This is a genomic window from Reinekea sp., assembly GCF_982785585.1.
In genome coordinates this window covers 26,943-44,835 of the sequence record NZ_CEYAVF010000032.1, presented here as the reverse complement: position 1 = coordinate 44,835, position 17,893 = coordinate 26,943, and the positions used below count along the sequence as shown (strand labels likewise).

Here is a 17,893-nt window from a genome sequence, read left to right as displayed (position 1 = left end):
GTGCGCAACTTGCCCATAGCTCTGGCCAATTGCACTCCTACTTCGGTTAGCTCCCTGTTCGCGACCTTGTCGCCGATCTCTCGTTCGGCGGCGTCTTTGGCCTGTTGCGCAGCGGCTTCATCAATATCGTCCGCCCGCACAGCACTGTCAGCCAATACGGTCACTAGGTTCGGCTGCACTTCAAGAAATCCGCCCTCAACATAGACAAACTCTTTACTGCCGTCCTGTTTAACCAAGTGAACCGGACCCGGCTTTAACCGGGTCAACAAAGGTGCGTGACCGGGTCTTACACCCAGCTCGCCGCCTTCACCGACACACACCAGGAGCTCGACCAGGCCCGAAAAAACCTTCTCTTCGGCGCTGACGATGTCGCAATGTACTGTTATAGCCATAACGATCTTACCTCCGGTGTTGATTAGCTGCGTGCAGTATGAGCCGCGACAACTTCATCAATAGAACCTTTCATATAAAAATCCTGCTCGGCAATGTGATCGAATTCACCGTCCAAAATGCCCTTAAAGCCTCGGATAGTTTCTTTCAATGATACATATTTCCCCGGTGCACCGGTGAAGATTTCGGCAACGTGGAATGGCTGAGACAGATATTTTTCAATCTTACGGGCTCGGCTTACGGTCAACTTGTCTTCTTCCGACAATTCGTCCATACCCAGGATCGCAATGATATCTTTCAGTTCTTTATAACCTTGCAGTACGCCTTGCACACCACGAGCAACGTCATAATGTTCATGACCGATAACCAGTGGATCGAGCTGACGCGAGGTAGAACCAAGCGGATCAACCGCTGGGTAGATACCCAACGATGCAATATCACGGCTCAAAACGACCGTTGCATCCAAGTGAGCAAAGGTGGTCGCCGGTGACGGATCGGTCAAGTCATCCGCAGGAACATATACGGCCTGGACCGACGTAATGGAACCGTCTTTGGTCGAGGTGATACGTTCTTGCAGTACACCCATCTCTTCGGCCAGCGTTGGCTGGTAGCCCACGGCAGACGGCATACGACCTAGCAGCGCCGATACTTCGGTGCCCGCAAGGGTGTAGCGATAGATGTTGTCGACGAAAAACAAGACATCACGGCCTTCATCACGGAAACGTTCCGCCATGGTTAAACCCGTCAATGCAACGCGCAGTCGGTTGCCCGGTGGCTCATTCATCTGACCGTATACCATCGCCACTTTGGACTCAGGTAAGTTGGCCAACTGAATAACACCCGCTTCGGACATCTCGTGGTAAAAATCGTTACCTTCACGAGTACGTTCACCCACACCAGCAAACACAGATAAACCGGAATGCTGAGTTGCAATGTTGTTGATCAGTTCCAACATGTTGACCGTTTTACCAACACCGGCACCACCAAACAAACCAACCTTACCACCCTTGGCAAACGGGCAAATCAAGTCGATTACCTTAATGCCGGTCTCGAGAATGTCTTGAGACTGGGATTGTTCGGCATAGGACGGTGCGTCCCGGTGAATCTCTGAACGATCTTCAGTCAGAATCGCGCCACGTTCGTCGATGGGGTTACCCAAAACGTCCATAATACGACCGAGAGTGGCAACACCCACGGGAACTGAAATACCTTTGCCAGTGTTGCTCACTTCCAGACCGCGACGCAGACCTTCAGTAGCACCCATGGCAATAGTTCGTACGACCCCGTCACCCAACTGCTGTTGAACTTCGAGCGTGATGCCGTTGGCATCAATTATTAGTGCGTCGTAAACCTTAGGCACGTTGACACGTGGAAATTCCACGTCAACAACGGCACCAATGATTTGCGTAATACGTCCGCTACTCATGTTATGTCCTCTTATAAACCGTTATTGAACCGCCGCAGCGCCGCCAACAATTTCAGAAATTTCTTGGGTAATCGCAGCTTGACGCGCCTTGTTATACTCAAGTTTCAGGTTATCGATAAGATCACCGGCGTTATCCGTGGCGCTTTTCATTGCCAACATCCGTGATGCTTGCTCACATGCGCTGTTTTCAACCACGCCTTGATATACCTGGGCTTCGATGAAGCGCGCAAGTAAACCGTTTAGCAGAACTTCGGCATCGGGTTCGTACAGATAATCCCAAGCAAATTTCCGTTTGGTGCCGTCGTCGGTCGCGACCAATGGTAGCAACTGCTCGATCATTGGCTTTTGAACCATGGTATTAACGAACTGATTATAAACAACAAAAAGTTGGTCAATTTTGCCGGATCCAAAATCGTCAATCATGACTTTGACGCCACCAATTAAATCCGCTGCCACCGGCTTATCACCGACGTGGATAATTGATGCTGCCAGATCGTAGCCTCGAGCTTTAAAAAAGCCTGAACCCTTGCTGCCAATCGCACAAATCTGCGCACTAACACCAGCAGGTTCCAGATCGGCAGAGTCTTTCATGACAGCCCTGAACAGGTTAGCGTTCAGTCCACCACACAGGCCCCGGTCGCTGGACACGACAATGTAACCGACGCGCTTTACTTCACGTTCCTGCAGATAAGCATGTTTAAACTCAGCATTCGCATTCGCTAAATGGCCAATCACCGCACGAATCTTCAGTGCATAGGGTTGGCTGGTTAACATACGATCCTGAGCTTTACGCATTTTACTGGCCGCAACAAGTTGCATGGCCGAGGTAATCTTGCGCGTATTATTAATGCTATTTATCTGCGTTCGTATCTCTTTACCGATTGCCATAGCATAAGCCCCAGTTATGTGGCCGCTTGCGCGGCCAATTCAATTACCAGCTTTGAGTCGCGTTGAACTTAACCAACGCGGCTTTAAAGGTGCCGGAAATCTCATCGTTCCACGCGCCCGACTCGTTAACAGTCTTCATTACATCCGCGTGTACGCTGTTCATATAACTGTGCAATGCAGCTTCAAACGGCAGTACCTGAGCGACAGTGAGGGCTTTTAAATAGCCTTCGTTTGCCGCGTATACGGATACAGACATCTCGGCAACACTAAGCGGTGCGTATTGATTCTGTTTCATCAATTCCGTTACGCGCGCACCGTGCTCCAATTGAGCTTTGGTTGCATCATCCAGGTCAGATGCGAACTGAGAAAAAGCCGCCAGTTCACGATACTGAGCCAGTGCGGTACGAATACCACCGGACAGCTTCTTGATAATTTTTGTCTGTGCCGCACCACCTACACGTGACACCGAGATACCGGCGTTCATGGCAGGACGAATACCTGCGTTGAACAAATCGGTTTCCAAAAAGATCTGGCCATCGGTGATAGAAATCACGTTGGTTGGTACGAATGCTGACACGTCACCACCTTGGGTTTCGATGATCGGCAGAGCGGTTAAGGAACCAGTCTGGCCTTTCACAGCACCCTTAGTGAACTCTTCAACATACTCGGCGTTTACGCGCGATGCGCGTTCCAACAACCGGGAATGCAAATAGAACACGTCGCCAGGATAGGCTTCACGGCCTGGTGGACGACGCAGCAGCAAAGAAATTTGGCGGTAAGCAACGGCTTGCTTGGACAGATCGTCGTAGATGATCAACGCATCTTCACCGCGATCACGGAAGTATTCACCCATTGAACAGCCGGCGTACGGTGCAATAAACTGCATCGATGCGGGTTCAGAGGCAGATGCCACCACGATAGTGGTATAAACCATAGCGCCATGTTCTTCGAGCTTGCGCACGACGTTGGCAATGGTTGAACGTTTCTGACCGATGGCAACATAGACGCACTTAATGCCGGCATTTTTTTGCGCCAGAATTGCATCGATCGCCATTGCGGTCTTACCCGTTTGACGGTCACCAATGATCAATTCACGCTGACCACGACCAATTGGTACCATCGCATCAACGGCTTTATAACCGGTCTGAACCGGCTGATCGACTGATTGACGAGCAATAACACCAGGTGCTACTTTTTCAATCGCATCGGTCATCTTAGCGTTAATCGCGCCTTTGCCGTCGATAGGGTTACCCAAGGCATCAACGACTCGACCCAACATCTCTGGTCCAACAGGGACTTCCAGAATTCGGCCGGTACATTTACAGGTCTGGCCTTCGGCTAGGGTTTTGTAATCCCCTAACACCACGGCACCAACTGAGTCTTGCTCAAGGTTAAGCGCCATACCGTAGACGCCGCCCTCAAATTCGATCATTTCGCCGTACATTACTTCGGCTAGACCGTGAATACGTACGATACCGTCAGAAACGCCGACGATGGTACCTTCATTTTGTGCTTTCGAGCTGGTATCCAGTTTCGCGATACGCTCTTTAATAATGTCACTAATTTCTGAAGGATTCAGATGCTGCATGTATTTTCCCTCATTAGGAATTCATGGCTTCAGCGAGTTTTGATAATTTACCGCGTACGGAATCATCAATAACTAAATCGCCAGCTCTAATTATGACACCACCAATGAGTGCCGAATCAACATTAACAGTCAAAGTCACTGCTCGGTCCAATTTGGCCGACAACTTTACTGCTAATGTATTTTGCTGTGCGTCGCTGAGTGCGAATGCACTGGTTACGACGACGTCTGCGCTTTTATCATGCTCAGCTTTGAGCAGTTCAAATTGCGCACTAATTTCTGGTAACAAGGCAAAACGTTCATTTTCTGATAAAACTACCAGTAAATTGGACGTTCCTTCATTGCATAGATCACCAGCGATAGACGCCATGGTTTTCGCTTTATCCAATGCGTTGACCGAAGGGCTGAGCAAAAGCTCAGTGACCGCTTCGGTTTCTGTAATCATCGCGAGCGTCTCCAACCCAATCGACCAGGCGGCAGTAGAGCCGCCCTCGACTGCGGCTGAAAACGCAGCCTTCGCGTAAGGGCGGGCGAGCGTACTTAATTCTGCCATAATCCCTCCTCTTACAGCGTAGCTGCCAACTTATCCAGCAATTCGCTATGTTTCTTTTCATCGACTTCAGACTGCAGAATTTTTTCTGCACCGGCTAAAGTTAAGGCGGCAACCTTGGTGCGCAATTCTTCACGCGCCACGTTGCGTTCTTTTTCGACATCGGACACGGCACCAGCGATAATGCGTTTAGCTTCAGCACCGGCTTCCACTTTCGCTTCATCGACAATAGTTGCCGCGCGTCGATTGGCTTGATCAATCAGCTCAGCCGCCGCGTCTTTTGCTTCACGGAGCTTTTTAACCGCGCTGTCTTGAGCAAGTTCCAAATCTTTCGCTGCTCGTGCCGCCGCGTCTAGGCCATTAGCAATATTCGTCTGACGCTCATGCATCACAGCCAATATTGGCGGCCATACAAATTTCGCGCAAAGATAGACGAATATAGCGAAGACGACGATTTGGCCGATAAATGTTGCGTTAAAATTCACGCCATCACCTCGTTATAAGTTAATGAAAAACAGTCTTTCAACTGACTTAAGCACCTACAACGAAGATCAGATACATCGCGATACCAACACCAATGATTGGGATTGCGTCGATTAGGCCTGCAACGATGAAGAACTTAGTCTGCAACATTGGACCCAACTCAGGTTGACGACCGGTAGCTTCGAGTAATTTACCACCCAATGTACCCATGCCGATTGCTGCACCGATAGCACCAAGACCAACCATTAAGCCTGCTGCGACGTATACTAATACTAATAATTCCATGTACTTCTCCTATTGTATTTCTATTTAAGTTTGTTAATTAAAAGGGTAGAACCCAGGTTGCCCGGAAAACCCAGGCGAAATCGTTAGTGATCTTCATGCGCCTGACTGAGGTATACGATCGTCAGAACCATAAAGATAAACGCTTGTAGCGGTATCACTAGAATATGGAAGAACGCCCAGCTCAATTGCAGCACGCCACCTAATATCGCAATGGCAAACCCGCCGCCAAACATCAAAGCGATTAGGATAAAAATTATTTCAGCGGCATAGAGGTTACCAAACAGACGCAAACCCAGTGAAAAAGGTTTCGCAAGCAGTCCGACCACTTCGATAAACACATTGAAGGGGATAAAGGCCCAGTGATTAAAAGGCTGCAAGGTTAGCTCTCTGAGGAAGCCCCAGCCCTTTATCTTGATTGAGTAGAACAACATCATAATAAAGACAAACACCGCAGTACCGAGGGTAATGTTCGGATCGGTCGATGGCACAATTTTCTGGAAGCCAATACCGAAGACCTTGTTGAGTATCGTCGGAATCAGGTCGACCGGTAGGATATCCATCAGATTGGACAGCAAGACCCAGCAGAACACGGTCAAGGCCAGGGGTGCAATCAGCGGATTACGCACATGAAAAATGTCGTTAACCGTGGTTTCGACAAATTCGATCACGGATTCTACCGCGTTCTGCATGCCGGTCGGGACCTCTGCGGTGGCATTCTTGCCCACGCGCCAGAAAGTAAAGAGAAACAACAGACCCAAACCGATAGACCACGCCATACTGTCCACATTAATGGCGTTAAAGCCCATTGCGGCAGATTCTTGGGTACAGTGCGCGAAGCCCCAATAGGCTTGATCGGCAATGCTACCATCACACAGCGTGGCACCATCCGGAATATGACCGTAGGTCAAGTTCGTCAGGTGGTGTTCAATATATTCAGCGGAACTTGCGTAGCCGCCTTCGTTAGTCGCCATAAAGCCTAAGCCCCTTAATTCGTATTCAATGCCCTAGTAGGACGTTTTTTTAACTAAAAATGGTAACTTGTTTGCCACTAACAGGGGTAGCAAGAGCGCACCCAGGGTATGACTAATAAATAGACTCAGGTACAGAATCCCTGCGTTTAAATCCGGCCAGCGTATTACGCAGGCCAGACTAAAACCGATGATAATAGCCCATTTACCTACCATGGCCGTCTTAGTCGCTGCGACCACTTGACCAATGTGCGGGCTGCCAAAGTAGCGCAACGCCCGAAAATTATAATAACACTGACCGACGATACTGATACTGCCACCCAACACGACCGCAACACTCAGCTGCGGTGCCCACAGAGCTAGTATAAGGCCAATCGGGAGCACAGCCATCAGTTGCACGACCGCAATAGATGCTGTGGCGGGCCGTGCCAGTTTGGCGGCGGTGCGTGCTTTAAAGTAAGGCATCTTTCCTATTTTTTATTCTAACCCGATAACGAGTTCTTAAAATCGCTGGTGAGTATATGGGGTTAATGGCATAGCTTCAACCAAACCGACTCACCTAATACTAAGTATCGTAAAATGATATGAATCAACTCACCATCCTAACGGAACACCCCAAGCTCAAAACTGGTGCCGCCGAGATCATTTTACGTGCGCCAGAATGCCGTCCAACTCATCCAAGCTAGTGTATTTAATTGTTAGTGAACCCTTACCAGCGGCGCCGTGCTTGATCTGCACGGCAGCACCGAGGCGCTTGGCCAAGCTTTCTTCCAGACGCTGAATATTGACGTCTTGGCGAATACTATCGCGTGGCAGGTTAACCTTATTCGGCTGATTCAACGTCCGGACCAGCTGCTCAGTCTGGCGCACGGTCAAGCCCTTGGCGACAACTTGGCGCGCGGAATCGACTTGGGCGCGGCCGGACAGGCCCAAAAGGGCTCGGGCATGGCCCATTTCCAGATCGCCGCGCTCGAGCATTTGCTTAACCTCAGCCTCAAGACTGATCAAACGCAGCAGGTTGGTTACCGTTACTCGGGACTTACCGATGGCCTCGGCCACCTCGGCCTGGGTCAGTTCAAATTCTTTTTGCAACCGCTGCAAGGCAAAGGCTTCTTCGATCGGATTGAGATTCTCGCGCTGGATATTTTCGATCAGGGCCATTGCAATGGCGTCTTCGTCGGCCACATCGCGGATCACCGCCGGAATGGTGTCCAAACCGACCAACTGGGCAGCGCGCCAGCGCCGTTCGCCAGCAATTAACTCATACGATTCCGGCCCCAAGGGCCGCACGACGACGGGCTGCATTACGCCCTGGGCGCGAATCGAATTGGCCAATTCCTCCAACCCCTCATCGGCTATGTCGCGCCGGGGCTGATAAATGCCGCGCTGCAGCCATTCAATCGGCAAGTGGCGCAAGGAACCCTCCTCGACCCGATCGAGCGGCTTGTCGGCCAGTTCCTGAACTTCAGTGTGCGTGGTAATCAGGGAGCCAAAGTTCCGCCCCAAGCCTTTCTTTTTCATCGACATCTGAATCAACCCGTCACTTTGTGAATATCATGGAGTACGGTTATGTCAGCCTTTTCACCTTCATTGCGGCGAATGAACTCACCCGCCAAGGCCAGATAGGCCAGGGCGCCGCGTGATTGCTTATCATATTGCAGCGCTGGCATACCATAACTTGGCGCCTCGGCTAAGCGGACATTGCGCGGTATCACAGCGCTGTACAACTTGTCGCCAAAGTATTCTTTAAGCTGGTCGGAGACATCATTGGTCAAGGTATTACGCGGGTCGTACATGGTACGCACCAGCCCGCCAATCTCCAGTCCGGGGTTAACGACCTTCTGAATCTGACTGATAGTCTCGAGCAGATCGGCCAGGCCTTCTAGGGCATAATATTCACATTGCATCGGAATAAGAGTTTTATGCGCAGCCGTCAGCGCGTTAACGGTGAGCATGTTCAACGATGGCGGACAGTCGATAAAGATATAATCGTAATTCTCTTGCACCTCGGCGAGGGCATATTGCAGACGATGTTCTTTTAGCTTGATGCCAAGCAGCTCACTTTCGGCCGAGGTAAGGTTGCCATTGGCCGGTAGCAGGTCATAGCCGGCCGATTCGCTTTTAACGATGGCAGTGCTGCATTGGCATTTTCCGGTCAGCACATCGTAGGCGGATAATTCCAACGCGCTTTTGTCCACACCACTGCCCATGGTGGCATTACCTTGGGGATCGAGATCGATCACCAGCACCTTTCGCTTCATCGCAACCAAGGAAGCAGGCAAGTTGATTGCCGTGGTGGTTTTGCCCACTCCACCTTTTTGATTGGTAATCGCAAATATTTGACTCAAGGTTTAATCCTTCAAGGGTGTCTGTAGCCCCAGTTCCACCAGATGGCGCTGACCATCGGTACCGGGAACTGTAAGGGGCGAAATGGCCAGCAGCTTGATTTCGGGCGGCAATTCAGCCAGCTCTGCATCGGGCGAGAGGCCCTTCATAGCTAAAAAACGGCCGTCATCGGCGAGCAGATGTCGCGAGAAGCTTACCATATCAGAAAGGGTTGCGAATGCTCTAGAGGTGATCTGGGCGAATTCTCGCTCCGGTTGCCAGCTTTCGAGTCGATGCTGAACCACGGTAACGTTGTCGACGCCTAACATCATCTTGACCTGGCTCAGAAACCGGGTTTTTTTGCCGTTACTGTCGAGCAGCCAAACCGGCAGGTCCGGCCTTACTAAGGCCAGCACCATGCCCGGCAGGCCAGCCCCGGTGCCAACATCGAGCAGCGCGCCGGAACCGATAAAGGGCAGCATACTTAAGCTGTCGAGCAAATGTCGATCGATCATCTCATCGGCCTTGCGCACCGAGGTCAGGTTATAAGTCTTATTCCACTTTACCAGCAGCGCGTGGAACTCGAGCAAACGGGTCACGGCATCCGCCGGTAGCGTCAGTCCGAGGGTCAAGATGCCGCCCTCAAGCCTATTTCGATATGCGTCAGTCATGCGCTTTGTCGACTCGCTTTGTGTTTTTTAATATGCACTAAAAGCATCGATAGGGCCGCCGGTGTTACACCCGATATGCGCGAAGCCTGCGCCAGGGTTTCCGGTCGCTGTGCCTTGAGCTTTTGCCGCACCTCGTTCGATAGGCCGCCGATTAGGTCAATATCGAGGCTATCTGGCAACTTGGTGTCTTCATGGCGGCGCAAGGTATCGATATCGTCCTGTTGGCGCTGGATGTAGCCCTCGTATTTGGCCGCAATTTCAACCTGCTCCTGCTCGTCCAGAGCCAGGTCCGCGGTCGGTGGCGCAACCTGCGCTAAGTCTTGGTAACTTAACTCGGGTCGCTTCAACAGATCGGCCAGGCTGTATTCACGCGATAGGGGCGACTTCAGCTTGCTCGCCAAGGCGGTCGCCGCGTTGGATGACGATTGGACGTAGGTCGTGCGCATCCGCTCCTGCTCAATGGCAATGGCGTCTTGCTTGCGGTTAAACGCGGCCCAACGGGTTTCGCCAACCAACCCCAGATCATGGCCGATGGCGGTCAAGCGAGCGTCGGCGTTGTCTTCGCGCAACAGCAGGCGATATTCGGCCCGACTGGTAAACATGCGGTACGGCTCCAGGGTGCCCATGGTGATCAGATCGTCGACCAACACCCCTATATAGGCTTCATCGCGCCGTGGTGACCAGACAGCCTCACCTTGTGCGGTGCGCGCCGCGTTGATACCGGCCAACAACCCTTGCGCAGCGGCCTCTTCATAACCGGTGGTACCGTTGATCTGTCCGGCAAAGAACAGGCCCTCGATAAACTTCGACTCGAGCGAGTGCTTCAGGTCTTGCGGGTTAAAATAGTCGTACTCGATGGCGTAACCGGGTCGCGTTATATGCGCATTTTCAAAACCCTTCATGGAACGGATGAAGGCGACCTGGACATCAAACGGCAGGCTGGTCGAGATGCCATTGGGGTAGAGCTCATAGGTATTGAGACCTTCGGGCTCGACAAAGATTTGGTGGCTGGTCTTATCGGCAAAGCGCACCACCTTATCTTCAATCGATGGGCAATAGCGCGGCCCGGTACCTTCAATCTCGCCGGCGTACATCGGTGATTGGTGCAAGTTATTGCGAATAATGTCGTGCGTTTGCTCATTGGTGTGGCCGATATAACAGCTAACTTGGCGCGGATGGTCACTAACCGAGCCCATAAAGGACATTACCGGCAAGGGCGTGTCGCCCGGTTGCTCGGCCAAGACGCTGAAATCGACCGAGCGTGAATCGATGCGCGCCGGGGTGCCAGTCTTAAGGCGTCCAACCCGCAGCGGCAACTCGCGCAAGCGCGCCGCCAACGACAGGCTGGGGGCATCACCCATGCGGCCACCGGCGTAGTTGTCCATGCCGACGTGAATCTTGCCGCCCAGGAAGGTACCGGCGGTGAGCACCACGGTCTTGGCGCGAATGCGAATCCCGGTTTGGGTGACCGCACCCACGATGCGGTCGCCTGCGAGCATCAGATCGTCGACCGCCTGAGCAAATATTTCCAAATTCGGCTGATTTTCGACGATCTCGCGGATCGCCGCGCGATACAACTGGCGATCGGCCTGGGCACGAGTGGCGCGCACAGCTGGACCCTTGCGACCATTGAGTATGCGAAACTGGATGCCGGCACGGTCTGTAGCCATCGCCATCGCGCCGCCCAAGGCATCTATTTCCTTAACCAGGTGGCTCTTGCCAATGCCACCGATGGCCGGATTGCAGGACATCACCCCGATGGTGTCGATATTGTGCGTTAGCAATAGGGTTTGGCTGCCCATACGAGCCGCCGCTAACGCCGCCTCGGTGCCGGCATGGCCTCCACCTATTACGATCACATCATATTGCTTAGGAAAATCCACACACACCTCAGTCGTCTTGCCATAATTGGCCGATTTTCAACCAAAATAGATTAAAAAGGGTGCGAGATTATACGTTGAACCGGTTCATTGCACAGCTGATTTTTGCCTTTGCTGTGAAAACCGCTTTAAAAATGTCTTTAGGTTGCCATTGGTCGGCCAACGGCGCCCAGAAAAAGGCCCTAAACCCCCGTAACCATGCTGGTTTGCCGTGATCAAATTATCCGATTGCTAGACACTAGTATATACTCGCAAAATTGAATCGATTACTAGGTGAGTGCAAAATGACTTTTAAATGGTTGGGACTGGTGTCGCTATTTTTATCCGGCACCTTGATGGCGGCTGGCAATGTCTTGCTGGTAACCGATTTATCCGATGATAATCTGGCATCTCGCCCCGATCTGCGGTTGATTGCTTCCAGCGCAATCAACCGGCTGCAAGACTACCAAGTGTCTAACGCTAAGACGTCCGTGCGGCCCGATAGCGAAGCGGCCATCGAAGCGATGCTCGAAGCGGCCAGTCGGGCCAAGCTCGAAAACCTCGCCGTGGTCTCCCTGTACACGCCCAAACGGAATCGAGCCACCGTCACGATGTCGCTCTATAATGTCGGCACCGGTGACCTGACTATCCAACGCGCGCTTGAGTTTCGCTACAAAGAATTAACGGCCCTATTGGCCCAGTTAGAGTACGAACTGCCGCTTATGCTCAAGCGAGAGTTTCGCGAGCTAGGCTCGGTGGTCAAGGTCAATAGCGACCAAATTTATTTTGACCTGGGCAAGAATGCCAATGTCGAGGTGGGTCAGATCTTCCGCGTCTTTCGCCGCGGCACCGAGATCAAAAGCGGTTCCGGTGAGAGTTTTGGCTTTGTCGATGACCAGACCGGTATCATCGAGATTATCGAAGTCAGCGCGATCTATTCCATCGCTAAGATTCACCTTGGTCGCCCATCGATCCGCAATGACGACTGGGTCGAGCTGGCCGACCAAAGTATTCAGACGCGCGGTCAGGTGCTGTCGAAGCTCGATAATAAGGTCGCACTGAATATCGGTCGCAAGTCCGGCGTCGTGCCAGGTGCCTATTTTGCAGTTTACAAAGACATCAAGGTGATCGATGCGAATGAGTCATTCCGTGAAGTGGTCGGTCGGATTCGTATCACTGAAGCCCAAAGCAACAGTGCTCGCGGCGAGATAGCCCGCTCTGACCACTACAATCTGGCCAAGGCCCTAGTCAACGAAAACGACTATATTGAAGAGATCAGTTACTTACACCGTAACCAGCTGGTGCTGGCCCAAACCAACTATGGTGTGCTGGGCGAGACGGTTTCCTTGTGGAATGCTGGGATCAATGTCGAGTCTGGGCTGAGCACAGATCTAGCATTTCGCCTGCGCGGTGCCTATGGTGCCAACTGGTACCTAGGCCTCGGTGCTAATTCGGCGCTGAATAATTCCGAAAGCTTTCGTTACGGCATGGATTTGATGTACGGGGCCGACGGCTTTGGTTCCTACATCTATACCGACGCTAATATCCCAACGGTGCTAGCAAAGCATGTCATCTTTGCGATCGAGGCCGGTTATTTGCTCAACGCCAATGCCACCGCCTCCGGTTTAAGCGTCGGTCTGAGCATGAAGATCGGGCTCGACAGCCTGTTCTAACAACAGACCGCCTCAAGGGGCGCGCCCATCGCGCGCGTCCTAGCGTTACTCTTCGTCGGTTTCCTGATACAACTCATAGAGCGTTTTAAGTGCTAGCTGAGCTTTACCATTCAAGCTCTCAGCCGGGAAGTCGCCTTTCAGATCGGCCTCGCCCGGTTCACAATCGGTCAACAGATGCAGCGCCTCGTAGACATGTTTAACGGCATAGATGGTGAATTGACCGGCCGCTACGGCATCGATCACGCTCTGCTGCAGCATCAGGTGCTTCACATTGTCTTGGGGCACGATCACACCATGCTCTCCGGTTAGACCGCGCAAGCTACAGAGTTTAAAGAAGCCTTCAATTTTTTCGTTCACCCCACCAATGGCCTGTACTTCGCCTAACTGGTTCATCGATCCAGTGATCGCCAAATTCTGCCGTGCCGGCAGACGGGTAATGGCGGACATCAGCGAGCAATACTCCGCCACGGTGGCGCTGTCGCCATCGATATAGCCATAACTCTGCTCCATGGCAATATGGGATGACAGGGTCAAGGGGAAGGTACGGCCAAACTCATGGCCGAGGAAGCCACTTAGAATCATCACGCCCTTGCTGTGCAACGACTGACCCAGCTCGACTTCCCGTTCGATATCGACCACACCCTTGCCACCGACATGCACCGTCGCGGTAATGCGCGCCGGCGAGCCGAAGTGGCTCTCACCGATCTCCATCACCGTGAGGCCGTTGACACAGCCGACTCGCTCGCCGGTAGTGTCGATCAGGATGGTGCCCTCTTCGATCTCCATCAACATCTGATCGGCGATCCGGCCGTTGCGGTACTCGGCTGCGGCCAGTGCCTCGGTAATGTGGTGGGCATCGATCAGGCGATCGTCCTGATGGCGGCAGATAAAGTCGGCCTCGGCAAACACCTTGAATACTTTGACGACCTGGGCCGACAGACGGTGCTGGTGTTCGGCTTCACGCAGACTAAATTCGATTAGGCGCACCAAGGCACTCTTGGTTAGCGGGCGGAAGCCCTTTTCTTCACCGTAGTCCTTGATGCGCAAAATAAGGTTGTCGATATTATCGCGCGTGCGCGGGATAAAGCTGTCGAAGTCGACCGGGACACGAAACAGCTCCATAAATTCTGGGTCCCACTCCTGCAGCTGATAATAGATATCGCGCGGGCCGAGCAAAATCACCTTGATATTTAACTTGATCGATTGCGGACTGAGGGTCACCGTCGGCATCAAGGTCGCATCAATAAAGGGTGACTCCATCTTCAGCTCTTTGGTTTTTAAGGCCAGTTTGAGCGCATCCCAAGCGAAAGGTTCCTGGAGCAGTTTTTCCGCATCGAGGATCAGGTAGCCGCCATTGGCCTTAAGCAGACTGCCCGGGCGAATCAGCTGATAGTTGGTAATCGGCATGCCCTGCTGGGTCGAATATTCGATCCGGCCAAACAGATTCTGGTAAGTCGGCAACATCTCGTAGACCACCGGCGCGCCGTTATTGATATCATGATGCATCATCAGATTCGGCTTGAGCCAATGTTCCAACATTTGCCGGCTTTCCTGTTCGGTGCGACTCTCGGCGGTCGCCTCATCGGCAAACAGATCGATAATCAAGGGCGGCAGATTCGTTTTCACCGAACGAAAAAAGCGTAAAACCGACAGCAGACTCTGATTTTTTACCTCGAGCTCTTTGAGCAGCGGCTTGATCGCCTGCTGCACCGTTTCCAGCGTCAGCTGCCGAAACGCATCGGAACTCTTGCGCCGCCAAGTAGGCAGCTCCAGGACCTGTTCATTGAGATACTCTTCGATATCATTGATTCGATCCTGAAATTCACTGCGCCGCTCTTCCGGCAACTGGGCAAATTCGGTGTCATCTAAGGCCTGCCCGTCGACAATCGGCAACAGCAACACCGAGCCGCCATCGGAGACCACGGCGACCTCCTTGTCATTGGCAAAGCGCTCGACCACCTTCATCGCGGCATCGTACTTCTGATTAAAATCGCGTTCGATCGCCGTGCGTTTGCGCTGATAACTTGGGTTTTCAAAGGTCGCGGGGAAGGTATCGAGCAGGTCGTTTACGAACTGACTAATCTGCGCCTTCAATTCTTCTCCGCGCCCGGCGGGCAATTCCAGCGCCTCTGGTTCGCGCGGCGTGTCGAAGTTATTGATATAGGCCCATTCGCTTGGCGCCGGCTGCGACTCGGCCAGTTCGCGCACGTACTTGGACACCAACGATTGCCGCCCGGTGCCGGCATCGCCCATAACATAGAGGTTGTAGCCACTGCCACGCATGGCAATGCCAAACTCGAGCGATTTTTTCGCCCGCGGCTGGCCGAGGAAGTTGGACACGCCTACTAGATCGGACGTCGATTCGATATTGAGATGACTTAAGTCGATATGGGCACTTAGATCAGTAACGGCCAAACTTGGGACCTTTGGAAACATAGTCGACAGAACCTTATAAACAATTAGCCCCGACGTCTGATCGGGACCGATGTGGCATTAAATACGTTGCTGTACTGGCTGGTATCCGCCCATTAGAACCCAGCGAATAGTTGCCAGCCAACGTGATTAGACTGAAAAGGGGTACGCGATAGGCTCGTGATGCTGATAACCCTCGACCGAGAAGTCGTCCAACGTAACCCAGGTTTCCAGGTCTTCGAGCGAGCGGATCGCTGGGTTGATAATCAGTTTGGGCGACGCGAAGGGCGCTCGGTGCAGCTGAACGTCGCGCAACAGCGGCAACTGGTCTTCATAGATGTGCGCGTTGACTATCTTATGATAGGCCATACCCGCTTTGTGGCCAGTGATTTGGGCCATAATGGCGAGAAAAAAGAACACCTGCACCTGATTAAAATTCAACCCGAGTGGCACGTCACAGGAGCGCTGATAACTGGTCAGGTGGAGCGTATCGCCCAGTAAGGAGAAGGTGTGGCTGTGCATGCAGGGTCGTAAGCAGCCCAAATCAAACTCGCCTGGATTATAAAAGCTGAGGATCTCGCCACGGTCATCAATACCCTGGCGCAGATCATCGACGATCTTGCGCAGCTGGTCGACCTGGCCGCCATCGGGGGTGGCCCAAGCTCGCCCTTGAACCCCGTAGACCCGGCCCATATCGTCGCGACCTTTGCGCGCCGGATTGTTCAGCCAAACGCTGTTCTCGTTAGCGTTGGCATCCCAAGTTTTACTGCCCAGGGCGCGAAAGTCGGCGGCGTTATCATAGCCGCGAATATAGCCGAGGAACTCGGCGATGGCTGAACGATAATAGCTTTTTCGGGTGGTAATCAACGGCAGTTCATTGGCCGCGACATTGTATTCCAAGTCGGCATTAATTACCGTCAGGCAACGCTTACCGGTGCGCTGATTGCTGATCCAATGACCTTCATCGACGATCCGCCGGCAGAGCTCGAGATACTGTTTCATTTTGTCTTAGCCCGTGTTTTGCGTTTGGAGGATTTTTGACCGGCGCTGGCTTTTTTACCCTCTGGCAGCAAGACATCGAACACCGGATGCCGATAGGCGAACACCATCATCGCGCCACCGACCAAGATCAATGGCACACTCAGCAACATACCCTGGGTGAGATAGCCGCCCATCAGATAACCAATATGTTGATCCGGTTGGCGGAAAAACTCGGCCGCGGTACGCAACACGCCATAGCCGATCATAAACATCGCTGAGACCGCCATGCGCGGCCTTGGCTGCGCACTCCACCACCAGAGCAAGACCAGCAGAAGGAAGCCTTCGCCCGCCATCTGATAGAGCTGTGACGGGTGGCGAGCGATGGCATCACCGGCCTGAGGGAAGATCATCGCCCAAGGCACGTCGGTTGGTCGGCCCCAAAGTTCGCCATTGAGAAAGTTACCAAAGCGACCAAACAGAATGCCCGGCGCAACCAAGGGCGCAACAAAATCGCCAACACTGAAGATCGCCTTACCGGTCTTGCGGGCAAACAGAATGACTGCTGCGGCAACCCCGAGAAATCCGCCGTGGAAGCTCATGCCGCCCTGATTAATTTTAACTAGGTAGAGCGGGTTTTGTATAAACAGATCGAAATGGTAAAAAAACACATAACCGACCCGACCACCGATGATGATGCCGACCACTATATAGAAGAGTAAATCCTTGACCTCCTCGGTGCTGAAGTTACGCCAAGCGTCGCGCCCCGCGCGCCAAATACCAAGATACTGACCGACCAAGAAGCCGAGCAGATACATGATACCGTACCAGTGGACAGACAGGGGCCCAAGGCTAAAGGCAACCGGGTCAAATTGGGGGTGCACCATGTACATGGCAATCCTTAGGAGAATTTTCGCCAGTGTAGCAAAAGCCGGCCCCACTGTAAGCCCTAGGGACTCTGGTGAGCAGCGTCAGACCCCGGATCGGCGCGGTGTCCACGCAACGGTCTGGTTAGGTTTCACTGCCACTGGGCAGAGGTTTTAGTCTGCTGTTGATACTGGCATAGGCGCCCGGTCGGCGAGCGTTTCAGCTTGGTAGGCGGCGACCAGGGCTAACTTGTGTGGGCGCGGCAGTCGCCTGAGTTGGTATTCGCGCTGCCCGGCGGTTGATCTGGTCGCACTGGCTTCCGCGTATACTAGCTGGACCGGTTTGCGCGCAGCGGTATAGCGCGCACCACCCGGTCGGAGGCCATTATGCTCCGCGACGCGGCGAGTCAGGTCGGTGGTGATCCCGGTGTATAGGGTGCCATCGGCGCAGGACAGCAAATAGACCCACCAGTGCGTTATTGTTGTCATCTGATTCATTTTTCTTGCACATTGTTCGGCCACACTCTATCAATA

The 17,893-nt window shown here is 52.8% G+C and carries 18 protein-coding genes; 1 reads left to right on the top strand and 17 read right to left on the bottom strand.

The genetic code is table 11. The features are described from left to right. The 13 genes from AC4FIC_RS12445 to mnmG all read right to left on the bottom strand — a co-directional run. On the bottom strand, window positions 1–392 hold a 392-nt coding region (locus AC4FIC_RS12445; protein WP_476195044.1), incomplete at its 3' end, for a F0F1 ATP synthase subunit epsilon. A gap of 23 nt (window positions 393–415) precedes the next feature. Then, on the bottom strand, window positions 416–1,816 hold the full coding sequence (atpD, locus tag AC4FIC_RS12440; protein ID WP_476194418.1) for a F0F1 ATP synthase subunit beta: 1,401 nt from the start codon (window positions 1,814–1,816) through the stop codon (window positions 416–418). 21 nt (window positions 1,817–1,837) lie between these two features. Then, a complete protein-coding gene (atpG, locus tag AC4FIC_RS12435) occupies window positions 1,838–2,704 on the bottom strand; it encodes a F0F1 ATP synthase subunit gamma (RefSeq protein ID WP_476195042.1) in 867 nt (288 codons plus the stop codon). Between the two features lie 43 nt (window positions 2,705–2,747). Further along, window positions 2,748–4,292 carry a F0F1 ATP synthase subunit alpha gene (atpA, locus tag AC4FIC_RS12430; protein WP_273285955.1) on the bottom strand — a complete coding sequence of 515 codons (1,545 nt, stop codon included), beginning with the start codon at window positions 4,290–4,292 and terminating at the stop codon, window positions 2,748–2,750. Between the two features lie 13 nt (window positions 4,293–4,305). Continuing rightward, on the bottom strand, window positions 4,306–4,842 hold the full coding sequence (locus AC4FIC_RS12425) for a F0F1 ATP synthase subunit delta (protein WP_100255792.1): 537 nt from the start codon (window positions 4,840–4,842) through the stop codon (window positions 4,306–4,308). A gap of 11 nt (window positions 4,843–4,853) precedes the next feature. Beyond that, a complete protein-coding gene (locus AC4FIC_RS12420; RefSeq protein WP_100255791.1) occupies window positions 4,854–5,324 on the bottom strand; it encodes a F0F1 ATP synthase subunit B in 471 nt (156 codons plus the stop codon). A gap of 46 nt (window positions 5,325–5,370) precedes the next feature. Continuing rightward, a complete protein-coding gene (atpE, locus tag AC4FIC_RS12415; protein ID WP_100255790.1) occupies window positions 5,371–5,607 on the bottom strand; it encodes a F0F1 ATP synthase subunit C in 237 nt (78 codons plus the stop codon). Between the two features lie 83 nt (window positions 5,608–5,690). Next, window positions 5,691–6,578, bottom strand: a complete 888-nt coding sequence (gene atpB / locus AC4FIC_RS12410) for a F0F1 ATP synthase subunit A (RefSeq protein ID WP_273285956.1) — start codon at window positions 6,576–6,578, stop codon at window positions 5,691–5,693. 33 nt (window positions 6,579–6,611) lie between these two features. Then, the gene (locus AC4FIC_RS12405; RefSeq protein WP_100255788.1) at window positions 6,612–7,040 is read right to left on the bottom strand and encodes an ATP synthase subunit I; all 429 of its coding nucleotides are present in this window, start codon (window positions 7,038–7,040) and stop codon (window positions 6,612–6,614) included. 177 nt (window positions 7,041–7,217) lie between these two features. Then, entirely contained in the window at window positions 7,218–8,102 is an 885-nt protein-coding gene (locus tag AC4FIC_RS12400; RefSeq protein ID WP_476194417.1) for a ParB/RepB/Spo0J family partition protein, read from the bottom strand. A 5-nt stretch (window positions 8,103–8,107) separates the two neighbouring features. Then, entirely contained in the window at window positions 8,108–8,923 is an 816-nt protein-coding gene (locus tag AC4FIC_RS12395; RefSeq protein ID WP_100255786.1) for a ParA family protein, read from the bottom strand. Between the two features lie 3 nt (window positions 8,924–8,926). After that, a complete protein-coding gene (rsmG, locus tag AC4FIC_RS12390) occupies window positions 8,927–9,571 on the bottom strand; it encodes a 16S rRNA (guanine(527)-N(7))-methyltransferase RsmG (protein ID WP_100255785.1) in 645 nt (214 codons plus the stop codon). Further along, window positions 9,568–11,454, bottom strand: coding sequence for a tRNA uridine-5-carboxymethylaminomethyl(34) synthesis enzyme MnmG (gene mnmG, locus AC4FIC_RS12385; protein WP_100255784.1), 1,887 nt, complete (start codon window positions 11,452–11,454; stop codon window positions 9,568–9,570). Before mnmG ends, rsmG begins: the two co-directional genes overlap by 4 nt. A gap of 281 nt (window positions 11,455–11,735) precedes the next feature. Here mnmG and AC4FIC_RS12380 point away from each other — a divergent pair, with 281 nt between their 5' ends. Continuing rightward, a complete protein-coding gene (locus tag AC4FIC_RS12380) occupies window positions 11,736–13,103 on the top strand; it encodes a hypothetical protein (protein WP_100255783.1) in 1,368 nt (455 codons plus the stop codon). A gap of 45 nt (window positions 13,104–13,148) precedes the next feature. Here AC4FIC_RS12380 and AC4FIC_RS12375 read toward each other — a convergent pair whose 3' ends face one another. From AC4FIC_RS12375 to AC4FIC_RS12360, 4 genes are all read right to left on the bottom strand, one after another. Continuing rightward, window positions 13,149–15,539, bottom strand: coding sequence for a Lon protease family protein (locus AC4FIC_RS12375; RefSeq protein WP_100255782.1), 2,391 nt, complete (start codon window positions 15,537–15,539; stop codon window positions 13,149–13,151). A gap of 126 nt (window positions 15,540–15,665) precedes the next feature. Then, entirely contained in the window at window positions 15,666–16,517 is an 852-nt protein-coding gene (locus AC4FIC_RS12370) for a thymidylate synthase (protein WP_100255781.1), read from the bottom strand. Beyond that, complete coding sequence (gene lgt, locus AC4FIC_RS12365; protein WP_193437315.1) at window positions 16,514–17,380, bottom strand: prolipoprotein diacylglyceryl transferase; 867 nt, start codon at window positions 17,378–17,380, stop codon at window positions 16,514–16,516. Before lgt ends, AC4FIC_RS12370 begins: the two co-directional genes overlap by 4 nt. 153 nt (window positions 17,381–17,533) lie before the next feature. Further along, the gene (locus AC4FIC_RS12360; RefSeq protein WP_227003726.1) at window positions 17,534–17,848 is read right to left on the bottom strand and encodes a GIY-YIG nuclease family protein; all 315 of its coding nucleotides are present in this window, start codon (window positions 17,846–17,848) and stop codon (window positions 17,534–17,536) included. Window positions 17,849–17,893: the final 45 nt, after the last annotated feature.